Annotated in this window: 8 protein-coding genes and 1 tRNA gene; 7 read left to right on the top strand and 2 right to left on the bottom strand. The window is 72.8% G+C overall.

Annotation, left to right across the window (positions count from 1 at the left end; translation table 11 throughout):
* The first annotated feature begins 42 nt into the window (after positions 1 to 42).
* From ACWCQM_RS22555 to ACWCQM_RS22525, 7 genes are all read left to right on the top strand, one after another.
* Entirely contained in the window at positions 43 to 1,548 is a 1,506-nt protein-coding gene (locus ACWCQM_RS22555; protein ID WP_450916948.1) for a DUF7059 domain-containing protein, read from the top strand.
* A 280-nt stretch (positions 1,549 to 1,828) separates the two neighbouring features.
* Positions 1,829 to 2,026: a hypothetical protein gene (locus tag ACWCQM_RS22550; protein ID WP_450916947.1), complete on the top strand. Its 198-nt coding sequence runs from the start codon at positions 1,829 to 1,831 to the stop codon at positions 2,024 to 2,026.
* Positions 2,027 to 2,306: 280 nt separating this feature from the next.
* Complete coding sequence (topA, locus tag ACWCQM_RS22545) at positions 2,307 to 5,177, top strand: type I DNA topoisomerase (RefSeq protein ID WP_450916946.1); 2,871 nt, start codon at positions 2,307 to 2,309, stop codon at positions 5,175 to 5,177.
* Positions 5,178 to 5,322: 145 nt separating this feature from the next.
* Positions 5,323 to 8,427: a dTMP kinase gene (gene tmk / locus ACWCQM_RS22540; protein ID WP_450916945.1), complete on the top strand. Its 3,105-nt coding sequence runs from the start codon at positions 5,323 to 5,325 to the stop codon at positions 8,425 to 8,427.
* A gap of 141 nt (positions 8,428 to 8,568) precedes the next feature.
* Entirely contained in the window at positions 8,569 to 9,774 is a 1,206-nt protein-coding gene (locus ACWCQM_RS22535; RefSeq protein ID WP_450916944.1) for a DNA polymerase III subunit delta', read from the top strand.
* Between the two features lie 112 nt (positions 9,775 to 9,886).
* On the top strand, positions 9,887 to 11,416 hold the full coding sequence (locus tag ACWCQM_RS22530) for an alpha/beta hydrolase (protein WP_450916943.1): 1,530 nt from the start codon (positions 9,887 to 9,889) through the stop codon (positions 11,414 to 11,416).
* A 98-nt stretch (positions 11,417 to 11,514) separates the two neighbouring features.
* A tRNA-Thr gene (locus ACWCQM_RS22525) sits at positions 11,515 to 11,588 on the top strand.
* 121 nt (positions 11,589 to 11,709) lie between these two features.
* Here ACWCQM_RS22525 and ACWCQM_RS22520 read toward each other — a convergent pair.
* Positions 11,710 to 14,220, bottom strand: a complete 2,511-nt coding sequence (locus tag ACWCQM_RS22520) for an FtsX-like permease family protein (RefSeq protein WP_450916942.1) — start codon at positions 14,218 to 14,220, stop codon at positions 11,710 to 11,712.
* The gene (locus ACWCQM_RS22515) at positions 14,214 to 14,954 is read right to left on the bottom strand and encodes an ABC transporter ATP-binding protein (RefSeq protein WP_450916941.1); all 741 of its coding nucleotides are present in this window, start codon (positions 14,952 to 14,954) and stop codon (positions 14,214 to 14,216) included. Before ACWCQM_RS22515 ends, ACWCQM_RS22520 begins: the two co-directional genes overlap by 7 nt.
* Positions 14,955 to 14,991 lie beyond the last annotated feature (37 nt).

Here is a 14,991-nt window from a genome sequence, read left to right as displayed (position 1 = left end):
CGGGCCGCTGCCGTTGTCGGTGGGAGCGGCCACAATGGGCGGGTGAGTAAGAGCAGCCTCCCCGCATCCGACCGCAGCCCCCGGCTCCGCGAAGCCCTGATCGCCGCCGCCTTCACCGCCGACGGTCTCCTCGACCGGCTCGGCGCGCCCGCGTATGCCGCGCTCGCCCGCAGTGAGACCGTCCCCGCGCTCCGGGCCACCCGTGGGGACGCGCCGCTCGACACGCTGGTGCGGCTGTTCCTTCTCCAGCGCCCCGTCCCGGCGGACGCCGCCGCCGTCGCACTCCCGCTGGAGGAGTGCCTGGAGGACGGCTGGGTGATCCGCGACGGCGCCACGGTCCGTGCCACCGTCGACGTGCGGCCTTACGGCGGGCCCGAGGGCGAGGACTGGTTCATCGTCTCCGACCTCGGGTGCGCGGTCGGCGGTGCCGGTGGCATCGGCTCCCACGAGGAGGGCGTCGTGCTCGGTGTCGGCGGGGCGTCCACCACGCTCGCCGGGATCACCGTGCGGGGGCCCGTGGACTCCGCCCTCGATCTCGGTACGGGCTCCGGCATCCAGGCGCTCCACGCCGCCCAGCACGCCACCCGGGTCACGGCCACGGACGTCAACCCGCGTGCGCTGGAATTCACCCGCCTCACCCTCGCTCTCTCCGGCGCCGCCCCCGCCGACCTGCGGGAAGGCTCGCTGTTCGAGCCGGTCGGCACGGAGACGTACGACCTGATCGTGTCCAACCCGCCCTTCGTCATCTCGCCCGGTGCCCGGCTGACGTACCGCGACGGCGGCATGGGCGGCGACGATCTGTGCGCGACCCTCGTGCGGCAGGCGGGAGACCGGCTCAACGAGGGCGGATACGCGCAGTTCCTGGCCAACTGGCAGCACGTGGACGGCGAGGAGTGGCAGGACCGGGTGCGCTCCTGGGTTCCCGGCGGCTGTGACGCCTGGATCGTGCAGCGCGAGGTGCAGGACATCACGCAGTACGCCGAGCTCTGGCTCAGGGACAGCGGGGACCACCGCAGCGACCCCGCTCTCTACGCCGAGCGGTACGCCGCCTGGCTGGACGAGTTCGAGGCCCGCGGCACCAAGTCCGTCGGCTTCGGCTGGATCACGCTCCGGAAGTCCGCCGCGGCCGCGGCGGGAAGCCCCTCGGTCGTCGTGGAGGAGTGGCCGCACGCGGTGGAACAGCCCCTCGGGGATGCCGTCGAGGCCCATTTCGCGAGGCAGGACTATCTGCGCGAACACGACGACGCGGCGCTGCTGGCCGCGCACTTCACCCTCGCCGAGGAGGTCGTCCAGGAGCAGGTCGGGCTGCCGGGTGCCGAAGATCCTGAGCATGTGGTGCTGCGTCAGCACCGCGGGATGCGGCGGGCGACCAAGGTCGACGCGGTCGGCGCCGGCTTCGCGGGCGTGTGCGACGGTTCGCTGCCCGCGGGCCGGATTCTGGACGCCATCGCCCAGTTGATGGCCGAGGACCCGGTGCTGCTGCGTGACCGCACGCCGCAGGCGATCCGGGTTCTGGTGGAGGAAGGCTTCCTCGATCCCGTCCGGTGAACGGAGGGTGCCCCTCACCGGGCTCCGTTCCGGCTCCGGAGCTGCGTGCTCCGGTGCTCGTAACCCTTCTGAACAGCGCATACGTATCCGCCCGGTGCGCGCGCCCGGTCGGTCCACGGGGTATGCACAGGACCGTTCCCCAGGTGGGTGCGCGGTGTTCACCCAGGGTTCGTGCCGACGACGCTCCGGAGTGGCAGCCTCCCGTGTGCCGAGCGGCACCGGCGGGCCGAGGGCCCCGGGCCTGCCGGCAGCCGATGGCCGGAATGTGAGGGGTACGGACATGGAGAGCGTCACCGCGGCCTTCGCCGGTACGGCATTCAGCCTGTTCGGCACGGCCCTCCTCGTCTGGACGGGGGCGCGCACCATCCAGCGTGCGCCGGTGGCACTCGGCGTGAGCCCCGTCGCCTCCACCGCTCTCGCCACGCTCTTCGGCGTACTCTTCCTCGTCCTCGGCGTGTGGTGCTTCACCCGCATCTGATCCACTTCTCCGGAGGGGCCTGAAGGCCGCCGGGCATCAGGCCGCCGGGTCCCCCGACGGGGCGGTGAAACCCGCAGGCGGCGGCACCGCGGGGAGCGGACCGGGCAGTCCGGGCGGCAGGAATGGCGGAAGTCGGGTTACCGTTCGAGTGGCCGTTGCGGGCTTTTGCCGTTTGACACGGGGGCGGGTTGTACCGTCACACTCCGCAGCGACAGCACCGCGAGCAGCGTCAGAGCGCTGCCCGGATGCCCACGAGTGCCGACCGGAGAGAAGAGCGAAGTTGTCCCCGACCAGCGAGACCGCAGGCCGCCGACTCGTCATTGTCGAGTCGCCTGCCAAGGCGAAGACGATCAAGGGCTACCTCGGCCCCGGATACGTCGTCGAGGCGAGCGTCGGGCACATCCGCGACCTGCCGAACGGCGCCGCCGAGGTGCCGGACGAGTACACCGGTGAGGTACGCCGCCTCGGCGTGGACGTCGAAAACGACTTCCAGCCGATCTACGTCGTCAACGCAGACAAGAAAGCCCAGGTCAGGAAGCTCAAGCAGCTCCTCGCCGAATCCGACGAACTCTTCCTCGCCACCGATGAGGACCGCGAGGGCGAAGCCATCGCGTGGCACCTGCAGGAAGTCCTCAGGCCCAAGGTCCCGGTCCACCGCATGGTCTTCCACGAGATCACCAAGGACGCGATCCGGGCCGCCGTCGCCAATCCGCGCGAGCTCAACCAGCGCATGGTCGACGCCCAGGAGACCCGCCGCATCCTCGACCGTCTCTACGGCTACGAGGTCTCGCCGGTCCTGTGGAAGAAGGTCATGCCGCGGCTCTCCGCGGGCCGGGTCCAGTCCGTGGCGACCCGTCTCGTCGTCGAGCGTGAGCGCGAGCGCATCGCCTTCCGCTCCGCCGAGTACTGGGACCTGACGGGCACCTTCGCCACCGGCCGCACCGGTGACGCGTCCGATCCCTCGACGCTCACCGCCCGCCTCAGCGCGGTCGACGGGCGCCGTATCGCGCAGGGCCGTGACTTCGGTCCCGACGGACAGCTGAAGCAGGGCTCCGCCCAGACGCTGCACCTGGACGAGGAGAACGCCCGCGCCCTGGCCGCCGCACTCGCCGACTCCGCGTTCGCGGTCCGCTCGGTCGAGTCCAAGCCGTACCGCCGCTCGCCGTACGCCCCCTTCCGCACGACGACCCTCCAGCAGGAGGCGAGCCGCAAGCTGGGCTTCGGGGCCAAGGCCACGATGCAGGTGGCGCAGAAGCTGTACGAGAACGGCTTCATCACCTACATGCGTACGGACTCCACGACCCTCTCGGACACCGCGGTCTCCGCGGCCCGGGCGCAGGTCACGCAGCTGTACGGGGCGAACTACCTGCCCGACAAGCCGCGCACCTACGCCGGCAAGGTCAAGAACGCGCAGGAGGCGCACGAGGCGATCCGCCCCTCCGGCGACCGCTTCCGCACTCCGGCGGAGACGGGCCTCACCGGAGACCAGTTCCGCCTGTACGAGCTGATCTGGAAGCGGACCGTCGCCTCCCAGATGAAGGACGCCACGGGTAACTCCGTCACAGTGAAGATCGGTGGCCGGGCGAGCGACGGCCGGGACGCCGAGTTCTCCGCGTCCGGCAAGACGATCACCTTCCACGGCTTCATGAAGGCGTACGTCGAAGGCGCCGACGACCCGAACGCCGAGCTGGACGACCGCGAGCGCAGGCTGCCGCAGGTCGCCGAGGGCGACGCGCTGACCGCCGACGAGGTCACGGTCGACGGCCACGCCACCAAGCCTCCGGCCCGCTACACCGAGGCCTCGCTGGTCAAGGAGCTCGAAGAGCGCGAGATCGGCCGTCCGTCGACGTACGCCTCGATCATCGGGACCATCCTGGACCGCGGCTACGTGTTCAAGAAGGGCACGGCCCTGGTGCCGTCGTTCCTCTCGTTCGCCGTGGTCAACCTGCTGGAGAAGCACTTCGGCCGGCTCGTCGACTACGACTTCACCGCCCGCATGGAGGACGACCTCGACCGCATCGCGCGGGGCGAGGCCCAGTCCGTGCCGTGGCTGCGCCGCTTCTACTTCGGCGAGGGCGACGGTACGGCCGGCGCCGGTGCGGCCTCCGACGCGGGCAACGGCGACGGGGACCACCTCGGCGGGCTCAAGGAGCTCGTCACGGACCTCGGCGCGATCGACGCCCGGGAGATCTCCTCGTTCCCCGTCGGCAACGACATCAAGCTCCGCGTCGGCCGCTACGGCCCGTACATCGAGCGGGGCGAGAAGGACTCCGAGGGCCACCAGCGCGCGGACGTGCCGGAGGACCTGGCGCCCGACGAGCTGACCGTGGAGCTCGCGGAGGAGCTGCTGGCCAAGCCGAGCGGCGACTTCGAGCTCGGCGCGGACCCGGTCAGCGGCAACCAGATCATCGCCAAGGACGGCCGCTACGGCCCGTACGTCACCGAGGTCCTGCCGGAGGGCACACCGAAGACGGGCAAGAACGCGGTCAAGCCGCGGACGGCCTCGCTCTTCAAGTCCATGTCGCTCGATACGGTGACTCTGGCCGACGCGCTCAAGCTGATGTCCCTGCCCAGGGTCGTCGGTGAGGACGCCGAGGGTGTCGAGATCACCGCGCAGAACGGCCGCTACGGCCCGTATCTCAAGAAGGGCACGGACTCGCGTTCGCTGACCTCCGAGGACCAGCTCTTCGACATCACGCTCGACGAGGCGCTGGCGATCTACGCCCAGCCGAAGCAGCGCGGGCGGGCCGCCGCCAAGCCGCCGCTCAAGGAGCTCGGCACGGACCCGGTGAGCGGTGCCCCGGTGGTCGTGAAGGACGGCCGCTTCGGCGCCTACGTCACGGACGGCGAGACGAACGCGACGCTGCGGACCGACGACAGCGTCGAGGACATCACGCCGGAGCGCGGCTACGAGCTGCTCGCCGAGAAGCGGGCCAAGGGGCCGGCCAAGAAGAAGACGGCCAAGAAGGCTCCGGCCAAGAAGGCGCCGGCGAAGAAGGCGACCGCCGCGAAGAAGACGACGACCGCCAAGAAGGCGACCGCCACCAAGACGGCGGCCGCGAAGAAGACGGCCACCGCCAAGAAGGCTCCCGCGAAGAAGACGACCACCGCGGCCAGGAAGACGGCCTCGTCCTCGTCCGACGAGAGCTGACCGCCGCAGGGCGGCTGTGCGTGTGAACCGAAGGGGCCGGATCATCCGGCCCCTTCGGCGTACGCACCCCAGGTGGCCGGATTCCAGCGGCCATATGTTCGGACGCGGCCCCCGGGTACCGCACCGCTCCCGATAGGCTGGGCGGATGACGCGAGCCGAGCAGCCACCGGTCGTGAGCCCCACCTCCGACACACTTGCCGCAGACTCACGCGAGCGCGCCGTACGAGCCCTGTTGCGTGTTCCCCCGCTCAGGCGGTTGTGGAGCGCACAGCTCGTCGGGAGTATCGGCGATTCACTCGCCCTTCTCGTGCTGGTGTTGTTGTCGCTGCAGGCGGCGGTCCTTGAGGGCTCCTTCGGGGCCGGATACCGCGGGGCGGCCTTTGCCGTCGCCGCCGTGTTCGGTGCCCGGATTCTTTCCACCGTGCTCTTCGGAGCCGTGCTCCTTGGGCCCCTGACGGCACTCACGGCGCCCGCCGGTCCGGTGGACCGGCGCTGGCTGATGATCGGGGCGGACGGGCTGCGGCTCGCTCTGCTGGTCGTCGCGCCCCTGTGGATCGACTGGATGCCGGACAAGGCACTCATGATGATCCTGATCACCGTCTTCGTGACCGGTGTCGGCGAGCGGCTGTGGACGGTGGCCAAGGAGAGCGCGGCGCCCGCGCTGCTCCCGCCCCCGCCCCCGGAGGGCGCCGCCGTGCGCCCCCTGCCCGACCACCTCGACGCTCTGCGCAGGCTCTCGCTGCGCACCGATTTCCTGGCGGTGCCCGCCGCCGCTGCCGTTCTCGTGGTTGCCGCGCTGATCGGTGAGCTGCTCGGTACGGGCTTCGACTGGTTCTCCGTGCACCAGGCCGCGCTCGGTTCGTATGTCGCGGCGGGACTCTTCTCCGCCTCGATCTCCACCCTGTACTTCCTCGAACTGCCGGACACCCGCACGCCCCGCCCGCGCTCTCCCCTGGAGGGCCTGCGCAGGCCGGCCACCGGAACGGGGCCCGACAAGGGCCGCACCGGCAGCATCCGGCTGGTCGTCGCCGCGTGCGCCCTGGTTGCCGGGGCCATCGCCGCCGCGGCGGGCGTCTCCGTGCTGCACGCCTCCGACCTCGGTGGCGGGCCCGCCACCTTCGCGCTGCTGATCCTGGTCCTGACCGGGGGCACCGCGCTCGGCATCCGTACGGCGCCCAAGGTGCTGCCCACCCTGTCGCGGCGCCGGCTGCTCGCCCTGGCCATCGCCGTCACCGGGGTGGCGCTCCTCGCGCTCGGCCTGGTGCCGGACACGGCCACCGGGCTGCTGATCGCCCTGGTCGCCGGTTACGCGGCCGGGGTCGCCGCCAACATCGGGCACACGGTCATCGACCAGGAGACGGAGGCGTCCCGGCAGGCCAGGTCCACCGAGCACCTCCAGGCCGTCGTCCGGGTGCTGGTCGCGCTCGGCGCGGTGGGCGGCCCGCTGGTCGCCGCCGCCATCGGGCGTCACCGTCTCGGATCGGGCGACTTCGTCTTCGCGCACGGCGGGGCGGCGTTCACGCTGATGCTCGTCGGCGCCCTGCTGCTGCCCGTCGCGGTGATCGTCCTCGCCAAGACCGACGACCGGTCCGGAGTGCCCCTCCGCCGTGATCTGCGCGAGGCGCTGCGCGGTGGAGACCCCGCCGTGGCACCCGCGGCGAACGGCTTCTTCCTCGTCCTGGAGGGCGGCGACGGAGCCGGCAAGTCCACCCAGGTCGAGGCGCTCGCCGACTGGATCCGTGCCAAGGGGCACGAGGTCGTCGTGACCCGCGAGCCGGGAGCGACCCCGGTCGGCAAGCGGCTGCGCTCGATCCTGCTCGACGTGTCGTCGGCCGGGCTGTCGAACCGCGCCGAGGCACTGCTGTACGCCGCCGACCGGGCCGAGCACGTCGACTCCGTCGTCCGCCCGGCGCTGGAGCGCGGTGCGATCGTCATCTCGGACCGCTACATCGACTCGTCCGTCGCCTACCAGGGGGCGGGCCGTGACCTCGCCCCGACCGAGATCGCCCGCATCTCGCGCTGGGCGACGACCGGGCTCGTACCGCATCTGACGGTCCTCCTGGACGTCGACCCTCAGACCGCTCGGGAACGCTTCACCGAGGCCCCCGACCGGCTGGAGTCCGAGCCGGCCGAGTTCCACAACCGGGTGCGGTCCGGCTTCCTGACCCTGGCCGCGGCCGACCCGGCCCGCTACCTGGTGGTGGACGCGGGACAGGAACCCGAAGCGATCACCACGGTCGTACGCCACCGGCTGGACCAGCTCCTGCCGCTCTCCGAGGCCGAGATCCAGGCCGTGGAGGAGGCGCGCAGGGCCGCCGAGGAGGAGGCCAGGCGCAAGGCCGAGGAGGAGGCCGCGCGCAAGGCCGAGGAGGAGCGGCTGGAGCGTGAGCGGGAGGCCCAGCTCGCCAAGCTCCGTGCCGAGGAGGAGGAGCGCAGGCGCCGCGAGGAGGAAGAGGCGCGGCAGCGCGAGGCCGAGCGGCAGGCGGAGGAGGCCAGGCAGCGCGCCGAGGAGGCCCGCCGCCGTGCGGAGGAGGAGCGCGCCCGGATCGAGGCCGAGGAGCGGGTGCGCGAGGCCGAGCAGGAGCGGCTGCGCCAGCAGGCCCAGGAGGAGGCGCGGCTGCGCAAGGAGGCGGAGGAACTGCGCCTGGAGAAGCAGCGCAAGGCCGAGGAGGCGCTGGTCCGGGCCGAGGAGGCCCGCAGCCGCGCCGAGGCCGAGGCCGCTGCCCGGGCGGAGGCCGAGGCCGCTGCCCGGGCGGAGGCCGAGGCCGCGAAGCGTTCCCGTGAGGCCGGGCACCGTGAGTCGGGGCCGTCGGGCCGTTCCGGGCCGTCCGTGCCCGACAACGAGCTGACCGTGCCCACCCCGGTCGTGAATCCGAACGAGATCACGCAGCCGGTGCCGATCGCCCGGCCGGACCGGCCGGTGCGGGACGCGGAGGAGACGGCCGTGCTGCCGCCCGTGCGCGACGAGAACCCGTCGGACCGGGTGCCGCCGGGTGTCTTCCGGGACGAGCGCGGTGCCTCTCGCCCCGAGGGCGAGAACGAGCGCACGCGGGAGCTGCCCCAGGTCGGCGACGACCCGCAGGCCGGGCGCGGCGCTCAGGGCGGTTCCGGCCGGCAGAAGCGACCGCGTCCCGACTGGGCCGAGGAGACCCCGCTCGACGATCTGCCGTCCCTGGCCGACGAACTGCTCGGGGGCTCCGAGGACGACCAGGACGGCTCCGGCCGGGGCGGTCGCCGGCCGCGCCGCTGACGGGCGGGTGGTGAGGGGCCCGCCGCCCGAGGGCGGGGGGCCCGGGGACGGAAAGCCGGGATTGTCAGACCCTTCCCGCACAATGGGGAAGCGCTGGGAACGCGGCTTTCCCCGCACGACACCACCGGAAGGGCGGTGACCATGACCGTATGGGACGACCTGGTCGGACAGGACCGGGTGCAGGAGCAGCTCGGTGCCGCCGCCCGGGACGCCGATGCTCTGGTCACCGCCAACTCCGAGGGCGAGCCGGTGCCTCCCGGCTCGAAGATGACGCACGCCTGGCTCTTCACCGGCCCGCCCGGCTCCGGCCGGGCCACGGCCGCCCGCGCCTTCGCCGCGGCGCTCCAGTGCGTCAGCCCGGACCGCGCCCTGGGCGGGGCGCCGGGCTGCGGGTTCTGCGACGGCTGCCACACGGCGCTGATCGGGACCCACGCGGACGTCGAGGTGATCCGCACGGATCTGCTCTCCATCGGCGTGAAGGAGACCCGCGACCTGGTCCGCCGCGCCCAGCTGTCCCCGGCCGTGGGCCGCTGGCAGGTCATCGTCATGGAGGACGCCGACCGTCTCACCGAGGGCGCGGGCAACGTCCTGCTGAAGGCCGTGGAGGAGCCCGCGCCACGCACGGTGTGGCTGCTCTGCGCCCCCTCCCTCGAAGACGTGCTGCCGACGATCCGCTCCCGCTGCCGCCATCTCTCGCTGCGTACGCCGCCGGTGGACGCCGTGGCAGATGTGCTGATCAGACGCGACGGCATCGACCCCGAGCGGGCCGCGTCCGCCGCCCGGGCCACCCAGGGGCACATCGGCAGGGCACGCCGCCTCGCCACGGACGAGCGGGCGCGGGCCCGGCGGGCCGCCGTGCTCAAGCTCCCCCTGCGCGTGCATGACGTCGGGGGCTGCCTCAAGGCGGCCCAGGAGCTGATCGACACGGCCACGGACGACGCCAAGCAGATGGCCGAGGAGGTCGACGTCAAGGAGACGGAGGACCTCAAGGCGGCGCTCGGCGGCGTGGCCGGGGGCAGGATGCCGCGCGGCACGGCCGGTGCGATGAAGGAGCTGGAGGACAGGCAGAAGCGCCGGAGGACGCGAACACAGCGCGACAGCCTCGATCTCGCGCTCAGCGAGCTCACCGGGTTCTACCGCGATGTGCTGGCGCTCCAGCTCGGCTCCCGGCTCGCCCTCGCCAACACCGATGTACGGGACGCCCTGGACCGGATCGCCGAGTCGTCCACCCCCGAGCGCACCCTGCGCCGGATCGAGGCCGTGATCGCCTGCCGCCGCGCCCTCGACCGCAACGTCGCGCCGCTGCTCGCCGTGGAGGCGATGACGATGGCGCTCCGGGCCGGCTGACACCCGGGGCCGGCGGGATCGGCCTGCTCCTGTTCCCGGACAGCCCTGAGGTGAATTCACCCGTACGAGCAGGGAATCGGCCGAGTCGTCCCCCGGCGGCTACGCTCCGGGGATGGACACCAGGCGCCTGCTCCGTACGTTCGCCACCGCGCTCGGCACTGCCGGCCTTCTCGTCTCGGGCTGCAGCAGCGGCAGTTCGGCGCCCAGCGCGTCGGCGACGGGTTCGGCCGCCGCCGAGGAGCTCGAACCGTACTACGGGCAGAAGCTGCGCTGGCGGGACTGCGGTGTGGAGGACTTCCAGTGCGCCACGATGAAGGCCCCGCTGGACTACGCGAAGCCCGACGACGGTGACATCGAGCTGGCCGTCTCCCGTAAGAAGGCCACCGGGCCCGGCGAGCGGATCGGCTCGCTCCTGGTGAACCCCGGCGGCCCCGGCGGTTCGGCCATCGGCTATCTCCAGGGGTACGCGGCCATCGGCTACCCGGCCGCCGTCCGCGCCCGGTACGACATGGTGGCCATCGACCCGCGCGGTGTGGCCCGCAGCGAGCCGGTCGAGTGTCTGACCGGCAAGGAGATGGACGCCTACACGCAGGTCGACCAGACCCCGGACGACCCGGGCGAGGTCACCGGACTCGGCAAGGCCTTCGACACGTTCGCGAACGGCTGCGAGAAGCGCTCCGGCACGATCCTCCCGCATGTCTCCACGGTCGAGACGGCGCGTGACATGGACATCCTGCGCTCCCTGCTGGGTGACGAGAAGCTGCACTACGTCGGCGCCTCGTACGGCACCTTCCTCGGCGCGACGTACGCCGATCTCTTCCCCGCCCGCGTGGGCCGTCTGGTCCTGGACGGGGCGATGGATCCCTCGCTCCCGGCGATCGACATCAACCGCGACCAGACCGCCGGCTTCGAGGCGGCGTTCCAGTCCTTCGCGGCGGACTGCGTGAAGCAGACGGACTGCCCTCTCGGCACCACGAACACGTCGGACGCCGCGACCGCGCTGAAGAAGCTCTTCAGCGATCTGGACTCCGCGCCCGCGAAGACCGATGGGAGCAGGCAGCTGACCGAGTCCCTCGGGACCACGGGTGTGATCGCCGCCATGTACGACGAGGGCGCCTGGCCCCAGCTCCGCGAGGCCATCGCCGCCGCGCAGAACGGTGACGGCTCCGGTCTGCTCGCCCTGGCCGACAGCTACTACGAGCGGGATCCGAGCGGAAAGTACGCCAACCTGATGTTCGCCAACGCCGCGGTGAACTGCCTCGACCTGGAACCCGCCTTCGCCGACGCCTCCGCGGTGGAGAAGGCGCTCCCGGACTTCGAGAAGGCCTCCCCGGTCTTCGGCAGGGGCTTCGCCTGGGCAGCCCTGAACTGCGGCTCCTGGCCCGTCGAGGCCACGGGCACCCCGCACCGCACCGAGGCGGAGGGCGCCGCTCCGATCGTCGTGGTCGGCACCACCCGCGACCCGGCCACTCCCTACAAGTGGGCCGAGGCACTCGCGGAGCAGCTCTCCTCCGGGACCCTCCTCACCTACGAGGGCGACGGGCACACGGCGTACGGCCGGGGCAGCGACTGCATCGACACGGCGATCAACACCTACCTGCTGGAGGGCACCCCGCCCAAGGACGGCAAGAAGTGCGGTTGACCTGCGGATACGGCCGCGGGGGCGGGCGGTGCGGAGCACCCCTGGAAACTGTGTAGACTTGGCGTCGCTGCTGACCGCACCATGGTGCGACAGAGCGTGCCGCCTTAGCTCAGTTGGCCAGAGCAACGCACTCGTAATGCGTAGGTCTCGGGTTCGAATCCCGAAGGCGGCTCCGCTTAAGCCTCAGGACTCACTCGCCGTGACCTGGGGCTTTTGCTTTTCCCGGGACCAGTGACGGGGCCCTCGGCACCAGGGCCCCGTCCGGCGCGACAGACCCGCCCGCCGCCTCCGCGTCATTCGCGGGTGCCCGCCAGCTCCACCGGTCGTGTGCGCAGGGCCGCGACGGCGGGCAGTAGGGCGGCGACGGTGGCCAGTGCCGCGCAGGCGGTCAGTACCGTGCCGAGGGCCGGCCAGGGGACGGCGAGCGGGGAACTCACCGAGAGCAGGGCCAGGGCGGCCTTCACGCCCAGCAGGTTCAGGCCCGCCACCGCCCCTCCCAGGAGCGCGCCCACGGTGACCACCAGCAGGGTCTCGGCCGCCACCAGTCGGAGGACCTGCGGTTTCGTGGCTCCGGCGAGGCGGAGGGCCGCCAGGTCGGCTGCCCGGTCCGAGGTGGCCATGACCAGGGTGTTCGCGAGGGCGATGCCCGTGTACAGCAGGGCGATGCCCAGGATGAGGAGCAGGCCCGCGCGGGTGTTGCCGCCGGTGTGCGGGTAGTGCGCCGCGACCCAGGCGTCCGCCGTCAGGACCCGGGTGTCCGTGTCGCGTCCGGCCTTCTCCAGGAGGGTGCGTACGGCCGAGGCGTCCGCGTCGTCCCGGAGGGTGATGGCTACGCGGTCGACGGGGGCGCCGGACGCGTTCGCGGGGGTCACGTACACCCCGTTGCTTCCGGTGCCGGTCCGCAGCACGGCCGCGATCCTGAGGGAGGCCTCGCGGCCGTCGCCCAGCCAGACGTGGACGCGTGCGCCGACCGTGTGTGTCTCCCATTCCTCGTTGACGACGATGGAGTCGTCGTCCAGACCGTCCAGGCTCCCGGCCACGAGGGGCAGGTGCGTGGTCGCGGCGAGTGCGGCCGGTTCCGCCGCCCTGGCCTCCGAGGAGATGAGCGCGGTGCCCTCCTCCAGGACGGTGACCCCGGTGGTGCGGGAGGCGCCGGTCACCGTGCCGGGGATGTTCCGTACGCGCTGGAGGAAGCGCGGGTCGAGCGGGCCGTCGCCGCCCGCGATGTAGTCGGCGCCGGACGAAACCGCCGCCACCTCGCCGGACTTGGCCTCGGCGAGCGTGGCCACGGTGCCCAGGAGCGAGCCCGCCAGAGCGACGGTGATCAGGACGGGTGCGGCGACGGCCGAGGTGCGCCGGACGGCGGCCGACGCGTTCTCCCGGGCCAGCAGGCCGATGGCGCCCGGAAGCCGGGCGGGCAGCCGGCCGAGCAGGCGGGTGAGCGGGCGTACGAGCAGGGGGGCGAGCAGCGCGAAGCCGACGACGAGCCACATCGGCTGAAGGATGTACGTCTTCCGCTTGAGCACGTCCCCGGGGTCGGTCAGCAGGGACCAGCCGAGCAGCCCGAGACCGGTCAGCAGGACGGCGGCCCCCAGCAGGACACGGCTCAGGGGCATCCGGCCCTCGTCCACGGCCGCGTCGCGGAGCGCCTCCACGGGCCGGATGCCGCCCGCCCGGTGGGAGGCGGCCGCCACGCCGGCGAGTGCCACGACCAGGCCCGTCCAGAAGGCGGCGTGCAGCGGCCAGGACGCGTCGCCGATGGCGAACCACGCGGGGGCGAAGCCCTGGTCGACGAGCTCTCCCGCCAGCAGGGGCGCGGCTGCCCGGCCCAGCAGACACCCGGTGGCGGAGGCCAGTACGCCGATCACGAGCGCCTCGGCGACGACCGTGCGCCGCACCTGGCCCGGGGTGGCGCCCGCCGTGCGGAGCAGGCCGAACTCCCTTCTGCGCTGGGCGACGGCGTAGGAGAACGTCGAGGCGACGACGAAGACCGAGACGAAGCCGGTGATGCCTGCCGCCGTGCCGAGCATGGCGTTGACGGCGGTCAGCGCCTCGCTGTCCCGGTCGGGATCGGGGTCGGCCCGGTGCCGGCCGTCGCCGGTCAGGACGCTCATCCCGCGGACCGGCGAGGTCAGCGCCCGTACGGCGTCCGCGTCGGCGTGCACGGCCACCGCGTCGACGGCCGGGTGGATACGGGCCGCCTCGGCGTCGCTGAAGAACACCGCCGTCTCGAAGCCCGCGTCCGCGACGGTGCCGACGACCGTCCGGGTCCCGGTCCCCGAGGGGGTGCCGGGGGTCGTGATCCGGACCCGGTCGCCGGTCCGCAACCGAGAGCCGCTGCTGCCCGCTTCCGTGCCCTCGCCGGCGGTCGTGCCCGCCGTCACCACGATCTCGTCGGACGCGCCCGGAGCGCGGCCCGAGACGAGGCGGTACGGGGTGGCGGAAGAGATCGACCAGGGGTGCCCGACAGCCGTCCCGCCGGGCAGGTCCACGCGGAACGTACGGTCCTCGGCCGTACGCCCCAGGGTCGCGAGCCGGGCGGCGAGTTCCGCAGGCACGGGACGGGGGTCGGTGAGCCGGGCCGTACGCTCCCCGATGGGCGTGGCGACCCGCAGGGTGTCCGACGGGGCCACCACGACGGGCGCGGCGGCGAAGCGTTCCGGCGCGCGCTCCGGCGCGTCGAACGTGGCCGCCAGAGCCAGACCCGTCATGGCGATCAGCCCGACGCCCAGGGCGAGCGCGACGAACGATCCGATGAAGGTGACCCAGCGGGTCCGCATCGAGGAGAGGGCGGATGTCAGCACGGGACCACCGCCAGGGCGGTCATGCGCGCCGCGATCTGCTCGGCGGCCGGGTCGCGCAGCTCGTCCCGTATCGATCCGTCGGCCAGGAACACCACCCGGTCCGCGTAGGAGGCTGCCACCGGGTCGTGCGTCACCATGATCACCGTCTGGCCGCCGTCGGCCATCGACCGCAGCAGCTCCAGCACCTCCCTGCCCGTACGGGAATCGAGGGCGCCGGTCGGCTCGTCACCGAAGAGCACCTCGGGCCGGGTGACCAACGCGCGTGCCAGGGCGACGCGTTGCTGCTGGCCCCCGGACAGCTCGGTGGGCCGGTGCCCGGCCCGCGAACCCAGGCCGACCCGCTCCAGCACCTCACGCACCTCCGCGCGCCGGGGGCCGCGCCCCGCCAGCCGGAGCGGCAGCGCCACGTTCTGCTCGGCGGTGAGCGAGGGCAGCAGATTGAAGGCCTGGAAGACGAAGCCGATCCGCTCGCGGCGCAGCAGCGTGAGCCTGCGCTCGCTCAGGCGGGTGAGGTCGGTGTCGCCGAGGAACACCCGGCCGGACGTGGGCCGGTCGAGCCCGGCCGTGCACTGGAGGAGCGTCGACTTCCCCGAGCCGGACGGTCCCATGATCGCGGTGAACGAGCCCCGGGGGATGGCGAGGCTGACGCCGTCCAGGGCGGTGACCGCTTCGGGGCCCTTCCCGAAGGACCTGGTGACGGTGGCGAGGCGTACGGCTGAGGGTGGCTGATTCATGGGTCCCACTCAACCGGCGGCGCCGCGCGCCCACATC

The sequence above is a fragment of the Streptomyces sp. NPDC002125 genome (genome assembly GCF_053593715.1).
The sequence above is the reverse complement of the archived record's forward strand: the minus strand, read 5'-3'. Positions and strand labels throughout refer to the sequence as shown.

Coding starts and splice junctions, on each gene's coding strand:
- tmk (WP_450916945.1), top strand. CDS start 5,323: ATGACGCGAGCCGAGCAGCCACCGGTCGTGAGCCCCACCTCCGACACA.
- ACWCQM_RS22515 (WP_450916941.1), bottom strand. CDS start 14,954: ATGAATCAGCCACCCTCAGCCGTACGCCTCGCCACCGTCACCAGGTCC.
- ACWCQM_RS22550 (WP_450916947.1), top strand. CDS start 1,829: ATGGAGAGCGTCACCGCGGCCTTCGCCGGTACGGCATTCAGCCTGTTC.
- ACWCQM_RS22530 (WP_450916943.1), top strand. CDS start 9,887: ATGGACACCAGGCGCCTGCTCCGTACGTTCGCCACCGCGCTCGGCACT.
- ACWCQM_RS22535 (WP_450916944.1), top strand. CDS start 8,569: ATGACCGTATGGGACGACCTGGTCGGACAGGACCGGGTGCAGGAGCAG.